General features: G+C 55.4%; 5 protein-coding genes. All 5 read right to left on the bottom strand.

Annotated features, from left to right (window positions below):
* Positions 1-268: 268 nt before the first annotated feature.
* Complete coding sequence (locus tag H6A60_RS10730; protein WP_205104466.1) at positions 269-2,449, bottom strand: 3'-5' exonuclease; 2,181 nt, start codon at positions 2,447-2,449, stop codon at positions 269-271.
* 14 nt (positions 2,450-2,463) lie between these two features.
* The gene (locus H6A60_RS10725) at positions 2,464-9,261 is read right to left on the bottom strand and encodes a DEAD/DEAH box helicase (RefSeq protein ID WP_205104464.1); all 6,798 of its coding nucleotides are present in this window, start codon (positions 9,259-9,261) and stop codon (positions 2,464-2,466) included.
* A 72-nt stretch (positions 9,262-9,333) separates the two neighbouring features.
* Positions 9,334-9,588, bottom strand: coding sequence for a hypothetical protein (locus H6A60_RS10720; protein ID WP_205104462.1), 255 nt, complete (start codon positions 9,586-9,588; stop codon positions 9,334-9,336).
* Positions 9,585-14,354 carry an Eco57I restriction-modification methylase domain-containing protein gene (locus H6A60_RS10715; RefSeq protein WP_205104460.1) on the bottom strand — a complete coding sequence of 1,590 codons (4,770 nt, stop codon included), beginning with the start codon at positions 14,352-14,354 and terminating at the stop codon, positions 9,585-9,587. The genes H6A60_RS10720 and H6A60_RS10715 overlap by 4 nt, the downstream gene beginning before the upstream one ends.
* Before the next feature lie 59 nt (positions 14,355-14,413).
* Complete coding sequence (locus tag H6A60_RS10710) at positions 14,414-17,455, bottom strand: SNF2-related protein (protein WP_205104458.1); 3,042 nt, start codon at positions 17,453-17,455, stop codon at positions 14,414-14,416.
* Positions 17,456-17,680 lie beyond the last annotated feature (225 nt).

Genomic DNA, 17,680 nt, shown 5'->3' with positions numbered 1-17,680 from the left:
TGAAGGAGAGCTCCAAATAGGTCTCGTCGGCCTCAGTGATGCCGTCCAAAACCGTCTTTGGCATTCCCGCGCTGAGTTCCTCCGCTGCGTCGTAGCTCGGGTGTCGGACGGCATCCTACGGTCTTGCATCGTATCCGCACATTGTGGCCACGGCGCGGCTCATATGCGCGTGCGAACGCGAGACTTTCGTTTCTTTGTTGTCGATTTTAAAGTAGCCCGGAGGGACTTTCCATCGTGCTTGACGGAAAGTCCCAGTGAATCGGCTGTGTTACTTCGACGCTCCTTTGAAGAAAACGCTTCCCTCTCCGCTCGCCGTTAGGAAGAGAAGATTGGAGGCTCTGGATGCTGCGACATAGAAGAGCGCTCGCTCCTTCGATTCCGCCTGTTCGACTTCGACCCTATCAGCCTGTTTCGGCGGATCCTGAGGGAAGTTGCCGTCCTCTACACCTGCCATGAACACAACCTTGAATTCGAGTCCCTTGATGCGGTGCATGGTTGCAATGCGCACGCCCGGCACGGTCGGGTCGTCGGCTTTGTTTCTCGAAATAGGCTGAACCTTGAGTCCCTTTTCGGTGAGAGCCTTGGCGTAGGAAACCAGAAGCGCATTCGTGCGAACCGTAACGCAAATTTCCTCTTCCGAATATCCGTTGCCTTTGAGGGCCCGAATGGTATCGGAAATCCAGTCGATTTCTTCGGCAAAGGTTTGCGCGTGATGGACGATCGGTTTCGCCCCGTGTCGAAGGGACGCATAACCCGTAGGCGTTGCGTCCGAGCCGTCCAGATCGTCGACGCGGCAGCCCTGATAAACGGCATCGGCGGTTTTCCGGATTTCGTCCGTCGTTCGGTAGTTGACGCGAAGCTTTCGTGACCGGCCTCGGACTTCGATGCCGCAGGCGCTGAAGACTACCGGTCGGCCATAAATGCGCTGGTGCGGATCACCGACCAAGAAAAGATCGCCCTCGATCGGCGGATCGAGTTTTGTCACATCCGTAGCAAGCACTCGAAGCAGCTTCAGCATGTCGGGCGAAAAATCCTGAATTTCGTCGGCAATCACTGCACGGAAGAGCCCGTTGGGATGCGCTTTCCGGAGCTCCCCGACAGCAACAGCCGCCGCATCTTCCGCCGTTACGGCATCCCGAAGGTTGAGCTGAAGGCGCATTTCTTCGAACAATGGCCAGACGGCTTTGCGCTGCATGCGCGAGAGCGCAAGCCCTCGGCCTTTGCGATCGGCGAAGAGATAGTCGCGAAGCGTCATGCAGTGCTGCGGCAGGACGACCGCCTCCCATTCGCTTCGGTAGAAAGATTCCGGCTGGTTAAATCCGACAGGCGCCGTGAAGCTTGCCCAGGCTTCACGCCAGCATGTTTCGTAAAGACTTTCTTCGCCCGCTTTGGGATAGACGATCGTTTTATCTGCGCCGTGCTGTCTAATGAAGCTCGCGAGCCACGCGTCAATGTTCTGCACGCGAATTCTGCGCATCTCTTCCTTCGTGCAGATCTGACGAAGCTGCTGTTCAAGGTCGAGCGCAAGATTCTTCGTGAAGGTCGTGAAGAGCAGTCGATCGTCGGCCTTCCAATCCGGCAGCCGAACGAGGTGGCGGGCACGGTGAAGCGCCGCGACCGTCTTCCCTGTGCCGGCGCCGCCCGTAATCTTCACCGCACCATGCCAGGCCGTGTCGACCACTTTGCGCTGCGTCGGATGCAGGAACACTCGCCATTGTGTCAGGGGCTTATCCATGATCGAGCGGAGCTCTTCGTCTGTCTCGATGATTCGGAACCGAGCTGAATCAAGCTTCCCGATCTGCGTAGGCACCATGGCCTTTTCGTCAGCAGCAGCTTCGGCGTACGCGGAAACAATGTCAGACCAGGATTCACCCTGAACATACCAGGTGAGTGCTTCATAGACACTATCCGGAAGCTGAGCCTGAAGTGCCTCCAGTTCCGTCGCGGTTCCGACGCTTCGAACCTGCTGCAGGCGATCTGCAGGAAGTCCAATCTCGGCAAGCGCCTCGTCGGTGAGGGCGGCGAAAAGCGGGGCGACCGAATCGGCTGCCTTATCGTCGGCATTGGACGCAGCGGACATTTCCGCCGTGTTGTTCGCGCAGGAGAGGGAAGCCGCAGCCGAAGCGACTTCGTAAATCTGAACCGCACCCGTCTTCGGATTCGCTTCGCACTTGAACCGTTTCGCCCAGGCCTCAACCGCAGCGGCAGAGCCGACGTTAAGAAGCAGATGCAGAGATCCCTCGCGGCGAATTGCCACATGGAGCCCCGATTTCAGGATGATCTGCTCGTACTTGGATGCGCCGGGAAGATCGAGATACGTCGCATTGCCGCCCAAGCGGAACTGATTGACGAATACGGCGAAATCCTGCTTTTGTTCGTTCGTCGCACCGGCTAGCGAAGTGAAAAGCTCGCGAGTGAGGGCAAGACGTCTTTCTTTGGCTTCTGTCATTTCAACGTTCCTTTTCACTTCGTTTGCGACTGCTTGATCGCATCGGCAATTTGTTGTGCAAGTTCTTCGACGGGATTGGCGCCGTTCAACACCGTAATGCCGTCAATTTCTGCCTCTTCGCAGTCGAGCGATACGGCGAGCTTCGCGGCCGGCCAGTAGAGTTCAAAGACGCAGTCGATCTTCCCGCTTGTCCGGTCGGCGTGTTCAACACCGACATTCTCGGGATCAACAGCGATACCGGCAGCTTCGAGCGCATCGGCGAGCGGCAGCAGATCCTCAGGGAGAAGATCACGCGAATCGGTCCAGCCGAGATCGTCAGATCCGGCACTCGATGCTTCTTCGCCAACCAACGTTGGCTGCATCATCGGCCAGCGGACAGGCTGCTCAGCAAGCTTCAGGAGCGCACGCGCCCACGGCTGGTGCTCGAGGCTTGCAAAATCGGCTGCACCCGGTCGGAAGGGTTCCGGCAAGAGCAGTGCGCCATTGCCGAGCACAGCCATATTGACGTTCGCCCAGAACTTGCGAAGCGATTCTGCGTCGCGCGAATGTGCGCCTTCGAGTCGCCTTGTCGCGAAATAGTCCGCATCGATGAAGAACGCCGTTCGCCACGACGAATTGGTGTTGCGCACTGCAGTCCAACCCTCGGAATTGCCCTCTGCCGAAGAGAAGTGACGCATTTGCACCGGCAGATCCGGCTCAAGAGCATCAGACAGCTCTTCGGGGAGTACAAAGGGACGCCGCTGCTTGCCGCTCTTATCGAAAACGGTCGACATGCTCTGCACAAAGAGGAGCGCATTGGCTGCGCAGACAGCAGCTTCAGGATCAGAGAGCCAGAGAAGCAGTCGGTCGAGATTTGTCTTCTCGCCTGTCCAGTCCTCAAGAAGCGTCTCTATCGACGGGAAAGTCGCACCGGACCGCTGGCTTAACAACGTGCTGCGCTTTTCATAGCCCCCCTTGATGAGCTTATACACGCCCCCTGTCAAGGGGCGCTCGAGAAGCGTTTCCGCTTGAGCCTGCTTCCGATGCTTGTCCTCCTGAGGAAGGTCATCCCACATGATCGTCCAGACGCGATGACCGGCGTTGAGAATGCTCTGCCGCTTGGCGCAGTCTTCCTTCACGATCCCCGCATGGAACTGCCAGCCGTCCGTGAAGACAGCCATCTCAAGTTCAGGCTTGCGGTCGGCCTCCTTCCAGGGCCGGAAAAGGAAGTCGGGACGCGACGGGCAGTCACCCGAGAAATCAACCTGCGGATCGACGCGCCAGACGCGGCCCGAGTGCATCTTGAGCACCCAGTAACCCAAGCCGCCGCTCTCTTGGCAGTGCTTCATCTCTGCAGCAAGCGGCGAAGCGCCGACGGCACGAATAAAGGCGGCCTCGAGCTCGCTGTCGAAATCTCTCTCTGCATTCGTATCGATGCGCCCTGCCTTGAGCGTTGATGCGCTGCCGAGCAAATTGGTGAGCACTTCGATAGCGCATCGCTTCGAAATTTTGCTGCGCACGGCGGCATCACGATGCTGATAGACGCACTTGTAGCAGCCGTCCGCCTCCGGATCGTCAGCGCAGTCGCAGTCCATCATCACATCCAGCGCCGTTCGGAATACACCGAGAAGATTCTGCGGATCTGCCATGAGTTCCTTCAGATACCCTGTGCCGCCCGGCACCGTGTCGTAGACAACGATGTAAGACTGTCGCATCTGCCCTTCGGGCTCCGTCACCGAGACAATGCGCAGATGATCGACCGAGCCGTGGAAGTAGCGTTTGAGACCAAGGCGAAGCGCTGCGGAGAGTGATTCAGTGGCAACACTCGGGTGATAGCCCGAGAACGCCAGACCGACCGGCACGCGAAGTCGAAGCGCCTCGCTCTGGAACTCTCGATAGAGCATCAGCCCGTCGATCCATTCCGCCTTCTCCGGCGTGTTTCTGTACTTGCAGTTGAGATCGTGCTGCTCGCGGACCTTCTTTTCGTTTTCGTTTTGCTTGCGCTCGCGTTGCTTCACGCGTCCGCAGCAGGCGCATACGGTAAAGCCCGATGCCGGGAGCTTGTCGCCCGCCACCTCGATGCTGCTGCCGTCCGCGGCTGCAACACGGTCGAAGTTAAAGTCTCGAAGCGTTGCCTTGGAGACGTATTCAAAGCCGAACCCGCCCGCGTCATCAAGCACGAAGGCTCTGCGTTCTGCATCGGGCTCGATTTCAATCAAGAGCTTTTTCGACTGGGTTTCGGTTCTTCGCGATTCGTTGCTGTCGTCAATGCGGTCCCTTCTAAGGTCCGCATACGCGTACACCGTGCGCAGCTGAAGCACGTCTTTGCGCTGCGACGCATCGGCCCAGCCGACGCTGCCGCACCGCGGACAACAGCTTGAGTCCTCAACGAGCGATTCAAGCGCCGAGAACTGGCAAGCCGGACAGAAGCGCCACTTCTTCACGCCGTCGTCGGCAAGATCGACTTGGTCGATGTGAAGGACGTACTCGTTCACGAAGAACTTGTTTTCGGGCGCCACTTCGAAGAGGCCGCTCGACGCGGGACGCTGGAAGGTCAACCGTTTGTACTCGCCGCGATTCTTCTTCGCTCCGGCTTTTCCTGCATACTGCGCATTGTCGGCCGCTACCAGTGAATCTCGGCCGCGCACCTTGATGACGATGCCGTCGATCGTAATCCCTTCTTCAGGGAAAGCGTAGTTGGGCAAGAGCCCCTCGTCCGTGAGGAGGTTGAGCGTGTTCTTATCCGCGAACTCTTCGGCTATGAGCGCGGAGAGCGCACTGATGTTGGCCTTGAGTTCTTCAATGTCGTTGTCGCGCGCTTCGCTTGCCGGCTCTCGCTGCTTGCGCTTGAGCGCATTGGCGTAGTCCTGCTTGCGGCGGTTGTAGCTTTCCTTTTGGTGCGAGAGGGCACGAAGTTTGCCGAGCAAGCGGTCGCGAAGAGACGACTGACCCGCTGCCGCACGGCCGAGGAGATAGTCGCGAAGACGCGCCAGTTCCTCGGTCGTGAAGTAACGGCCTGCGTTCGGGTCGCCGTTCGGAAGGAACAAACGATGAAAGTCGGCGACCAGCATGTCGGCGCGATCGCTCACGTAGTCGAGGAAGCCTTTCGGGAAGCTTTCTGCCGAATAGGCTTCGCCTGCGTCCGTGCTCACCGCATCAAGCACTTCTTTGATCTTCGGCGGAATAACGGCGTTCGGATTGTCCGAGAGCCAGCGCGCGAGCGCAAGCGCAAAGAGCTGACGCTCGAGCACCGCCATGGCATGCAGAAAGACGCCGGGGGGCTCCACTGCGCCGGCGAGCATTTTTTCCGGATCGGCCCAGAAATACTGCGCATGCGCGTTCGGGCCGCACACCGTCATCGCGAGCGCGTTGCCGTCTCTACGACCGGCACGGCCGATGCGCTGCAGGTAATTGGCCTGCTTGGGCGGCATGGAACCCAGGAGCACGGAAGACAGGTCGCCGATGTCAATACCCATTTCGAGCGTCGGCGTCGCAGAAAGCATGTTCACGTCCCAGGGCTCTTTCCCGTGGATGAAGCTGCGTTCAATCTTGCCGCGTTCGGTGCCTTCAACATTGGCCGTGTGCTCTCGGGCGGATGCGTGCACGGGGACGCCGCGGTAGAGCGTCTCCTCTTCCGCGTAATCGTAGATGTCGTGGTGATCGCCTATGCAGTCCTTCGAGAGGCACGGCATGTTCTTCCACGCGTGAATTGCGTCTTCGCTGTCTTCAATGACATGCCAGCGCCCGCAGATTGGGCAGACGGCTTTCTTGAGGTGGCGCTTCACGAGCCAAGTCTGCGGATTGAGGAGATAGACGCAGGCATTCTCTTTGCCCGTCATCCAAACCGTTTTGACGAGCTCCGCTTTTTCAAGCGCCTGGAGGAGCTTCGCGTAGATCTCGTCGTAGGCGGCCGCAATATCGAGCTCCGCGCCGAAATTCTTCGTTGCCCAGACGGTGTACCAGGTCTCGGCAGAGGCATTCTTCGGCAGTACGCAGTCGAAGAAACGCTGCTTCTGCGAGCGAAGAGGCATCAGAACCAGCGGAGCAGGCGGTCGGAAATTCCCGCCGAAAGTAGGCAGCGTCAGGCTGCGGTTGAAAATGTAGTCATCGCCCGTCTCTACGTACCGAGCGAAGTCTTCAAGCCCTTGGATGCCTCGCAGATCGAAGTCGCCGCGCGTCTTCTGCTGCATGAGAAAGCCCGTAATGAAGATGACGAACTGTTCGACGCTGACGTCGCGTAGCCGACCAATCGACTCGGCAAGCGATTCGCGCAACATGGAAGCTGCTGCGATAACGAGGTCGCTCATCGGAGAGATTGACCCGATGCCGGCAAGTTCGACCGTGCGGCCGCTTCGAATGCGAGCCGTGAGTTCCATGAAGGCGGACCAACGAAGTCTGCCCATCACGTTATCGGCAAAACGTCCCCATTCCGTTCGCGTGACGCCTTCCTGCGTAGCCTCCGTAAGCGTCGGCACGAACCGGTAGCGGTCTTCGTCGGTCGAGACTTTTTCGACAAAGCCGCCGTCGCTCGGTGAACGCCACAGAGCAGCGGCCTTTTCTTCAAAATCTCGCCAAGCACGGCGCCAATACATATCGAGCGGCGCGAAGGTCGCGACGAATCTCGCTGTTGCAATGTCGTCGGCACGCTTTGAAACGCCGGGGTAAAGCGATCTGCGCAGTTCGTCCGTGCCGCCGATTTGATCCTTCCAGAAAGTCGTAATGCCTGAGAGGAAATAATCAAAAGGCATGTCTTTCGTACTCGGATCGCGAATGAATCCGGCAATGGCCTGACGCACCGAATAAAGGTAGTTGCGCGCTTCGATAAAGCCCGCGCGATGTGCGGCATCCTGCACCGAGTCCGAGAAAAGGATGAGCTTGTGGTCGTCGTTCGCTGCGCTCGAATTGAGGTGTCCGAAGAGTGCCGAAGAGAGCGTCGCCGAACGCGCACCGAAGATGCGCATTGCGTTTTCAGCGCCGCACCACGGGCACTTGCGAGAGAGACGAACGTAACGGCCCGCTTCGTTCTTTACCTCTTCTGTCAGGTCTGGGCACCGAACGATGATGCGATGAACCGTACCCTTCTCGTCCGGAGCTGTTTGACTCAATACACCCTTGACGGACTGGTCCGGACTGATCCATTCAAGCGATTCATCCTTGACATTGAGGAACCGAAGCTCTCTGCTCAACTTATCGCGACGCTCTTTAAACTCTCGATCCGTCAAGGGATAGAGCAGGCAGGCTTCCGGTTTTCCGGCGAACCAGGCCTGATAGAAGTTCTGCGCACTCATGGAGAGCTTGCTCTGCGAAACAAAGGCGCCCCAGGCAGTTGCGTTGCAGCTTCGGCAGGTAACGATCGGAAGCGCCTTCACCTTCGTTTCGTCCAGATCGGCACCGGCAATGAGTTTGGGCGGGATCGAGACGGTGGCGAGCATCTGCGTGAGTTCCCGGATCCACATCTGAACGCGGACCGTGAGAAACGGCACGGGCTTCCCTGTCGGACCGGGCAACCGCGCCATGGAAACAAGCGCAACAAGGCTGCGGATAAGAAGAACCATATCCGCATGCGTATAAGCTTTGAGCGCTTCGATTCCGCGGCGCCAACGTTCGGCGAGCTCGTCAATATGAATGAGCGAGTCTTCTTCGCTCATCAGGCGCTGAAACGCCTCGAGGTGCGGCAGCTCCTCTCCGAGTTTGAACGCCGCCTGCGCCCAGCTCGACTGGCCCGCTGCCGAGAGCGGCAGAAAGTTGCCGAACCAGCACCGGTAGGCCTCCGAGAGAAAGCGCTCGGGCGCCGCCGCGTGATTGAGGTCCTTGAGCGAACGGAACTGCAGAAGCGAAGGCCACCGACCGACATAATGCTTCGGGCCGAAAGAATCGAGGTATTCCTGCAGCGTCAGTCGATCTTCCGTGATGACCGATTCGTCCGAAGTGAAATCTGCGCCGAAGACGTCGGCAGCATAGCGCTTGAGCGCCGCGAGTCCGTCGTCGCCCCCGAGCGTCGCCGACGTACCGATGCAGGTAAGTTCTTCTTTGAGATCGAGGAAGTCGCGAAGTCGACGAACCAGACACGCAAGGTCGGTCCCCTGTGCGCCGTCAAAGGTATGCAGTTCGTCAACAACGAGATACCGCAAGCTCTGCGCAGTTGTTCCTGCCCAGAGCGCCCGATCTTCTCTGCGCAGAAGCAAGAAGTCGAGCATCTTGTAGTTCGTCAGCAGAATGTCGGGCGGATTCTTCTGCAGCGTTTCGCGATCCGTGATGCAGGTTTCGCCCTTCATCACCTTGGAGCGCACGCCGGGAGAGCCCACGTAGAGACCGACAGTGAGATTGGGGCCGCCTGCCGCTGCGATGGATTCGCACCAGCTTGAAAAGCGCTTCGATTGGTCGGACGCGAGCGCATTCATCGGGTAGATCACGATCGCCTTGATACCCGGAATCTTGGCCGCTTTCATCTGAAGCACGGCATCGAGCATCGGCAACAGGAAGCATTCCGTTTTACCGGACCCGGTCCCCGTTGCAACGATCGTCGATTTGGGCGTCGGATAACGCAGGCGCTCGAACGCTTTTCTCTGGTGCTCGTACGGCACCCAGTTCTTGGCAATGCCCCAGCGCCCGGAGAGGAACGGCAGCGCTTTTTCCATATCCGTCGGCGTCTTTCTAAAGGGGCGTCGGATTTCAAGCCACGGGCCCTTGATGAGATTCGTCTTCTCATCAAGGTAATGCTCGACAACCGTCTTTCCACCGGGAACAAAAGCAGGCGTAGCGATGGGGAATTCTCTTTCGATGAAGGAGCGCAGGCCCTCTTCAATATCTCGTTCCGTTAGGCTCGGGAGCATGGCGTGTCCAGATGTTTCGGGGTTGAAAAGCGCCCCGGAGAGTCATTGCACCGGGGCGCAGTGCAGTCGATTTTACGAGGCGCTTTCGACGTGGTGCTGAGCACCAGACTCAGCTTCTGTACTGCTTTGGGTTTCGCCGTCGCCCGTAACGGCAGGCAGTGGCTTATCGACTTTGCCAAACCGTTCTTCAAAGACGCGCCAGGCGACTTCGTAGTCCTTCTCGCGATCCATTTTGAAGAAGGGTGCTACGTACTTCACTGTGGTCATGACGGGGGTGTCACTCATCGAGACGTCCGGGAAGGTCTTCTCGATGACGCCCTCGGTCATGTCCTTGATATCTTCAAAACCGAGACCTTCGGGACCGACGTCGTAGCCGTTCTTGCGGTAAGTAACACCTTCCTTAGCATCGGAGGAACGCTTCTTGCGGGGTAGTCCGACACCGGCGAGCCCAAGAGAGTTCGGAGTAAAAACAATCCGGCCGTTTTGGTCGTACCAAGTGTCAGCTTCGTTGCTACGCATCTGAAGCGCATGCGATAGAGGGTCAGAAGGTCCTGAAGATCCAATCCCATCGCTTGGGCGGTAAGAACATCGATTTCAACGAGTGCTTGGCGGCGAATTAAATCCGATCTTAATCCACAGTTACTAGACCAAGTGTTCGTTAAGCATCTAAAAAAATCTTGGTTGATGCCGATATTCGAATTCGCCCATTTTTCTTCCGTAAAGTTGGGTTTAAAAAAACGTCTCCAAATATCGTTATATGAATTCGTCAAGCAATTTAATGCAAGTATCCGTGCTGATATTGAATCGAACCTCTCTTTGTAGTCAATCAATGGAAGAGAATTGATTAATGAAGGTTGCAAATCACCCTTTCCAAGCATTCTTACATAAGCATCAAATGGAATAGATGCAAACGAAGCCCCAACGTTTAATATATTCAAGTCATTCTTAAAGCATATGCTATTTATCTTGAAGATTGTGCCAACTTTTTCTGGATAAATTGCACTTGTTAATGATCTTTCGCTATCAACACCAACCATTTCTCTGTAGAAAACACGCAGGTGCTGATCAAATGCTTTTTTATCCCATTTGCACGTTACTTGTCGAGTTGCATAATCTGCATCGGAGCACAGTTGCTGATACTTTGTTCGAGGGATGAAATCATCTGGGATTAATTCCAGATCAATGCAAAACCAATCCAGGTTGTGGCGACAAATTAGATTCGGGGTCTTGAAATACGGATTCCCAACACTCAGATGTGGACCGTTCAGTATCAGTTTGTCTGTTGAATGGGGCGTTTTTGTCCGCAGGTTGGGGAACTCTTCAATAGTGCCGTCTTTACGTGCTCCTGTCTCATGCCACATACTGGAAATGCAGTAATTTTCTTCACCTAAATCTCGAATGCGAGTCGGAATATCGGCAAATTTCTTCAACACTTTCAACATACTGCCTGAATGAATATTCGGCAGGACTGGTGCTTTTTCATTATCGGAAAAGACGTTTGCAATTGTTTTTATTGCCTCATCGTTAAGATTTACAAGTCGGTCTTTCTGGCCCTTCAGATTCCATTCGCCTTTTTCATCCTTTATTCCAATAGAGACACTGTTATCGTTTGATATAAATGTATCGTCTATTGTTTTAGGATGAAATACATTCATAATTAATTTGGCATTTATCTTTTGCCTTGAATCACCATAAATGCTTACCGAAAACTTTGTTTGATCATGAATAGGGAAAAGGAGTAATTCATTTTGAAATTGAAACAAGTACCGCAACTTAGAATACGAATTCTTGCGCAGAGATATTCCTTTTGTTTCAGTAAAATTAGTCAAAGGATGGACAAAGCCCTCAACGCCATTTTGGCTTGAATTTCGCCATGTGAGTGGGAGGAATAGTTTGAAAAGATTGATGGAGCTACCTTGGATTTCGGGATAATTTCCCTTTGCTCCAAGGAAGCTCTGTGTTCCGATTGACTCTTCGAATTCTGCTCGCCAGGCGTTACCAATTTCCGGGTGCCGGTCCAACGTGGTCTTCCCTTCGGAATCTGCCGCTAGGAGACGGTCGCGAATCTTGGAGGCACTGTCTTTTCTGAAGAGAACATACGGGAGGTAGTCACCAATGACAGCGCCAGAATTCCACGAGGGAACGCGCCACGGTGGATTACCGAAAGTCAGATCAAAGCCGGCACTTTCTTCATTCTCCGGCATGAATATGTCCGCAAAAACAAGTGGCCAGTGGAAAAACTTCAAACGTTCCGCCACTGCTTCGGTAATGGCAATCTTGGGACAAAGCGTCGTCAATGAGTCGATGCTCAATCGGCCCGACTCGTCTTCATCTGCTCGATTTTGTTCGGCAGACGGATATTGAGAGAAGAGATCCGTCTGAATCATCTGCACCGGTTGCGTGGTGTCGAGGATTTCGCTCGAGAGCAGCGTACCCATGTCGGCCAGGAACTGGTCGAGTGATGGGAATTCCGCTGCTTTATCAATCGGCCAGAACCAAAGCGCGCACCAGTAGTTCATCGCCATCTTGAGGCGCATGAACTCGCCGCTTTCCATCGAGCCGTCGCCGTTTCTCAATTTCTCGACAAGCTCGTTCTTTTCGCGGTAGCTGAGCTTTTTGCGATCTGAATCCGCTACATGTCCGTAGATCTCATACGGATCCGACGTCTGTTGCCGTACAACGGCAAGCTTCTTAGCCCAAGAGCGCCAAAGTAGTTCTGCCTTTTCGGAAAGATTCACCATGAGCGAAATGTCGTCAACGTTCACCTTTCTGAAAAGCTTCTTGCGGCGCTCAGCCAGCGTCTTCATAGCGTCGCTGTAGATCGCCTTGACGTCAGCGTCCTTGTAGTTCGCCATCCCGGGATTCGGAACGAGAAACTGCCAGATCTGCTTTTCACCCAGGGGCTTCAGACCAAGGTCGGTAGTTTCAGCATCCATTCCCTTGGAATCCATGACCTGGTCGGCCGAATAGACCGTTCTACGACAACCGATAAGCGAGTTGCCTGCATGGAGCTGCAGTCCGAACCAAGGCACAAATCGGTCGCTAGAAAGCGCATTGAGCCACAACGACACTTCTGCAAGCTCTACGGCTACCGGGTTCAAGTCGACACCGAAGACGCAGTTGTCGGCAAGGTACATCTTGACCTTTTGGAGCTCCTCGCCGTACTTGCTCATGGAGAGCGCCTCGCCCTTCGCTTTCTGAGCGAAGGCCATGTATTTCACAGCAAGCTGATTGATGGCTTCGTTCAAGAACGCTGCCGAACCCATGGCCGGTTCGCAGATTTTGAGCGAGAGGATCTTTTCAGCCTTCGACTTATCGTCAGGCAGCTTGTCGATGACGGTCTCGAAGTATTCCTTGAGACCGTATTTCACGACACACTGCGTGAGAACTTCCGGGGTGTAGTAAGAAGCGGACTTCTCACGCTCCCGTCCGGTCAGTCGGTAGATGAAGGTTCCCTTCGGATAGACCTTGAGCGTCTTTTCGCCGTTTTCGTTCTCGACGTAGACCTTTTCGTTCTCTTCGTAATCCTGCAGTTCTTTCGCCGTGACGAAATAACCTGTTTCGAACTCGTCTTCCTTACTGTCGGCTTTACAGACCTCGTAGAGATCCTCTTTCGCGAAGAAGCCGCGATAAGAAAGAAGCGCTTCGTAGACGGCGCCGAGCTGGTTGATGCCGAGGTGTGCGTAGGAAATACGGCCGGTTCGGCCGCGGCGCTTGCCTTTGCCCGATGAAGACTCGGAGAGGCTCATCTTGCGAATGACGGCTTGGAGCGTCTTGTTCGTGAAGACTACCTTGTTCAGATGCGGCGTACGGGATGCATCAAAGAGCGCCCCTCTCAAGGGAGCAATTTCAAAAGCGGCCGACGTGTAATTGCCGTGCCCAGTGAGCTCGTCGTCTGACCGGGGTGTTCCCTCGCCAAAGAAGCGGAAGAGCTTCGTGATCGAATCGTGGATGTAGCGGCCGTTTCGGTCTTCGTCCGTTACGAGCGGAATGAGCTCGAGGTCGCGCAGCGACTCGAAAGAGTACCCTGTTGCGTAAGCCGGGTTTTCGATCGGTGCATAGTGCAGTTCCTGCCGCGACTCAACAAAGAGGAGGAAGAGGATGCGGTACATGTATCGCAAGCATTCGATGGTAAGAACATCTGCGAGGTTCTTTTGAGCAACCTGCGATTTTTCGATGAGCTGCGGCGCCGCTTCATTGCCGAGCAGCTCAATGGCTTCGCGCAGCGACTTCTTGAGGCTTTCAGAAACGCCGTATGCCTGTTTGTGTGCGGCCTCGTCGATCGTTTCGAGAAGAACGCGGCCGTCGATGCTCGACATGGATTGCGCTGAGAGGAGCGCTGCGCATCCGTTCATCACGTCCATAGAGCGGCGGCTCACGATCTCCTGCCAATCGAAACGCAGACAGCTCTTCTGTGCCCACTTCGTACTGTCGATGAGAATCCACTCGCTGCCGGCCGCCAGAATGATCCAACGAGGCGGATGAGTACACTTGAAGATCTCCTTCTCAAGGAGATCCAGCCAGTCGTCTTCTGCCAGTTGGTCGTCGATCGACTTCGAGAGACCATGCATCGAGTCTTCGTCAAACTGCGTCTTGCTGATTCGCCAGTTGAGCGGATCGCCGTCCGAATCCGTCGTTCCGACCGAAGAAGCTTCCAGAACCCAGAGCACGGGTCGAGCTTGATCACCTTCGACATAAAGCGCCCCAAGGAGTGGAAGAGGCATCCCGTCGTCGCCGTTCGGGAAGAAGGCTTCAGCAACCGGTTCGCCCGATTCGTTTTTTTTCGGCGTCGGAAGGTCAAAGATGCCGAGCAGACGGCTGTTGAGTCGACGCTCGATTTCTAGCCTCGAGAGCGGACGCTTCTCATGCGTTAGTTCGTCGAGCGTTTCCTGCAGCTCGCCAGCAGCCTGCCGCAGTGCAAAGGGCGGCGGACGATGCCATATCTTTCGCCCGCTTTCGGCTGCTTCTGCTTTAGGCGCGGCGTCTTCGTCTGCCCAGCCTTTGATGCGTTCGTTGATTGCCCCCTGCAGGCCGTCAGCAAAAAAGTAGGCGCTGTAAAAGTCGTTCTCGTTGGTGATGCCGGTCCAGTCCATGTTCGGTTCTTCCGCTTAAATTCTGTGTTGCGTACGTGTTTTCGTTCGACCTTCATCGGTCAAAGAAGACTCGGCTGCGATTGATACTGCGATTTCCGTTTTTCCCTTTCCGCGGACTTCGTTCGGCTTGGAAAGTGATCGAAGCGCGTCATGTCACCGCAGAAGACCGCAGCTACCTGCACGAACGGTGCAGAGCCAAGTTCGAAGACTTCGTGCACATAGTTGTTGGCTTCCCTGAAGCTGTCCTCGATGAATTCACGCTTCTCAAGCGCTTTGAGCTGCGAACGGTTGAGTTTTTTCCTCGATTCATCGTCCTGAAGCAGGTTTTCCGCGTCGAAAAGCGAAAGCTGCTTTTCGCGAAGCGCGTCCAGTTCTTTGATCCGGGCCTCGAGCTTCGGTTTCTTTTCCGCTTCGTACGTCTTGCGCTTATCAACGATTCGGTTGATCGCCGCATCAACGCAGACGGGGAGGCAGGCCTCTATTGCGGCAGCATCAACCTCGCGCCCCACATTGACAAGGTCTTTGTCAAAACGGACTTTATCCATCAGATCACGACGGGACTTCACTTCGACGTCACCCTCGGGCGAAACGCGTACGGCAATCCAGTCGTGAACCGGCGTATAGCCGCGACGATTCGGGTAGCCGGCCTGCAGAAGCACCCAAACTTCGTTCTCCTCGAAGCGGTTAGGCAAGTGGAGAATCGGTGCCGAATGGCGGCCGAATGCGCCGATCGCCCAGTCTTCCGTCCACTGAATAACAGGGTGGAGCTCCCAGAGGAGCTGCATGGTGGGCCATGTCGAATTGGGATTGAGCGCTGCATTCCGAATCGCGGTCTGCACAACCTCGTTGCTGTCCGTGAGGTGGAAGTAGCGGTCTTGCGGAAGCACTTCCTTCGGCAGGTACGTTAAGCGGACATCCAGATCGATCGGCGGCGTTAGGTCGATAACGCGCTTGGTTTCGTCGATGTTGATCGTTGCCTGGATTCTGCCGTCACCCTTCGGCAGGTTTTGACGGAATCGCAACGCAGCAGCGACAAAATCGAAGTCGGAGGGAAAGACGAGACTGCGCTCAACAACGGCAGGCTCGTCTTCAGACGCATCCGCGAAGTCAAACGATTCATCAGATTGAGTATTGCCAAAGAAGAAAGTAAGAGAATCCGAAGGATCGAAGTCAGGCAGTTCCTGCGCTTCGCCCTGTACTTCGGCGACGGTTCTCGCTTCCTGCTCTTCCTTCGTACCGGCAAATTCGCGCGGATCAGCAATATTTTTTTGCGCATTCTCGTCCTTCTTGACCAGAAGCTCAATGATGTGCGCGTCGCCAAAGGACTTAAGCGATTCGTCCCTCGGCAGCGTCTGCATGTAGCGAATGAGCGGCTGATGCTTCTGACCGTAGCGGTCGACACGACCGTTTCTCTGCTGGAAGGTCATGAGCGACCACGGAATATCGAAGTGGATGAGCCGATGGCAGAGCCGATGCAGATTGAGGCCTTCGCTCGCCACGTCGGTTGCGAGCATGAGGCGAACCGGCGAGTCCGCCTTGTTGAAGCGCTCGACACAGTCCATCAGATCCTTATCGCTGTCATCGCCTCGTAGTGCAACAACTTCTTGATCATCTTTGAGGCGGCTTCCCTTCTTCTCAGCCTTGAGCCCGATGGCTTTGGGCAGGTGATCGATGAGGAAGGCCAACGTCTCGCGGCTCTCTGTGAAAATCACAAGGCGATCCTCGGGATCCTTCTTATTCCATGCGAAATCACTCCCATCCGTACCGTTCAGGAGTTTGACGAGTGCTTGGAATTTCGAAAAGTCCGACGGCTTGATGCCTTCGAGCTTTTGCAGAAACGCGTTGAGACTTTCAATGTCATTCGCGACGTCAGTGGACGGCTTGGCGGCTTGCTTTGCCTCGAGCTTCTTAAGACGATTCTTGACGGTCGAGATGCAGGCAGCGGGACTCGAAAAGAGCGCTTTAGTGAGCGTCGTCTTGAAAAGTTCCGTGCCGGGCTTATGGTTCTCGTCGATCGAGCTGAATTTCAATTCGTGCAGGGCTTTGTAGACCTCTTCTTCCTTGTCGCCTGCCGATACCTCAATTGTCTGGATGTCGCGTTCGAGGAAGCCGCCTTTCGCCTCATCCTTGATGTCGCCCTTAAAGCGGCGAATGACAAGCCCCTTGTCCTTGAAATCGTCTACCGTGTAATTGCTCGGATCCGCAATCACGGTCGGGTCAAGCATTTGAATAAGGCTCGCGAAGCTTTCGGGCTTCCCGTCGTGCGGCGTTGCCGAGAGCATGATCAAAGCGTCGGAGCGGTTCGCAAGACGCTTTGCAAGACGAGAGCGGTCGCTGTTCGTCCCGCGGTCGGCGACGTTGTGCGCTTCGTCGATCAGAATGATGTCCCAGTACGCTTTGTTGATGAAATCGCGGTACTTCGAATCCTTCTTCAGCGTGTCGATCGAAATGATCGCCTTATCGACGTAGTGGAAGGGATTGTGCCCGGCAGGAATTCGCTGGAGCAGTCGGTTGAAGCCGTCGCTGTCTAGGCGCGTGAGCGGAATCGAGAATCGATTCCAGAATTCCTTCTGAAACTGCTCAAGCATCGCTTTCACGGCGAGCACAAGAATTCGGCGACCGCGACCACGTTCGATGAGCTCTGAAACGAGAATGCCCGCTTCCAAGGTCTTGCCGATACCGACTGCGTCGGCAATCAAAATGCGGGGTCGGACCGCTTCAAGCGCCTGCTGCGCAGGCTTGAGCTGGTAAGGCAGCACGTCCATCGCTGCATGCTGCGCGATATGTATCTTGGCGTCGGTAGCGGGCGTTCTTCTCAAAAGCGACTCGATGAAAAGCTTCGACTTCACGTACTTGGGTGAATTGTCGTTGACGAGACGCGTCTCCTCGGGGCGAAGGATTTCGATCTTGTCCTCGTAGGCCGAGATAAAACGCGAGAGCTTCCCCCGGACAATGTTGGAAATGCCAATGCAAGTAAGTTCGTACGGATCGTGTTTCGGTGCATTGCTTGCGTAGTCGACCTGCTTCACAAGCCACTCGGCGTCTCGGATGAGAACGCGCATGCCAGGCGCATATTTGGCGCCGCTCAACTGTGCTGTCATGCCTGCCCTTCGGAGAAATTTCAGTTTTCGCTGACTCTAATCTTCTCGCCGCATGCGTCAGTCTCAGACGGAAGAGAAGCGAGCCACGCGTAGTTTCCAAATTCTACGGGCAGAAGGTCGCAAGTTTTTGAAAACAGGCGAGATGCGAAGGATCCTCTGAGCAAATGCCGTTTTCGGCGGCATTTGCCAGAATTGAATAGTTTTTATCCAACGAATTCTGTTTAC

This window comes from Sutterella massiliensis, assembly GCF_016899755.1.
GTDB classification, from domain to species: Bacteria; Pseudomonadota; Gammaproteobacteria; order Burkholderiales; family Burkholderiaceae_F; genus Sutterella; species Sutterella massiliensis.
The sequence above is the reverse complement of the archived record's forward strand: the minus strand, read 5'-3'. Positions and strand labels throughout refer to the sequence as shown.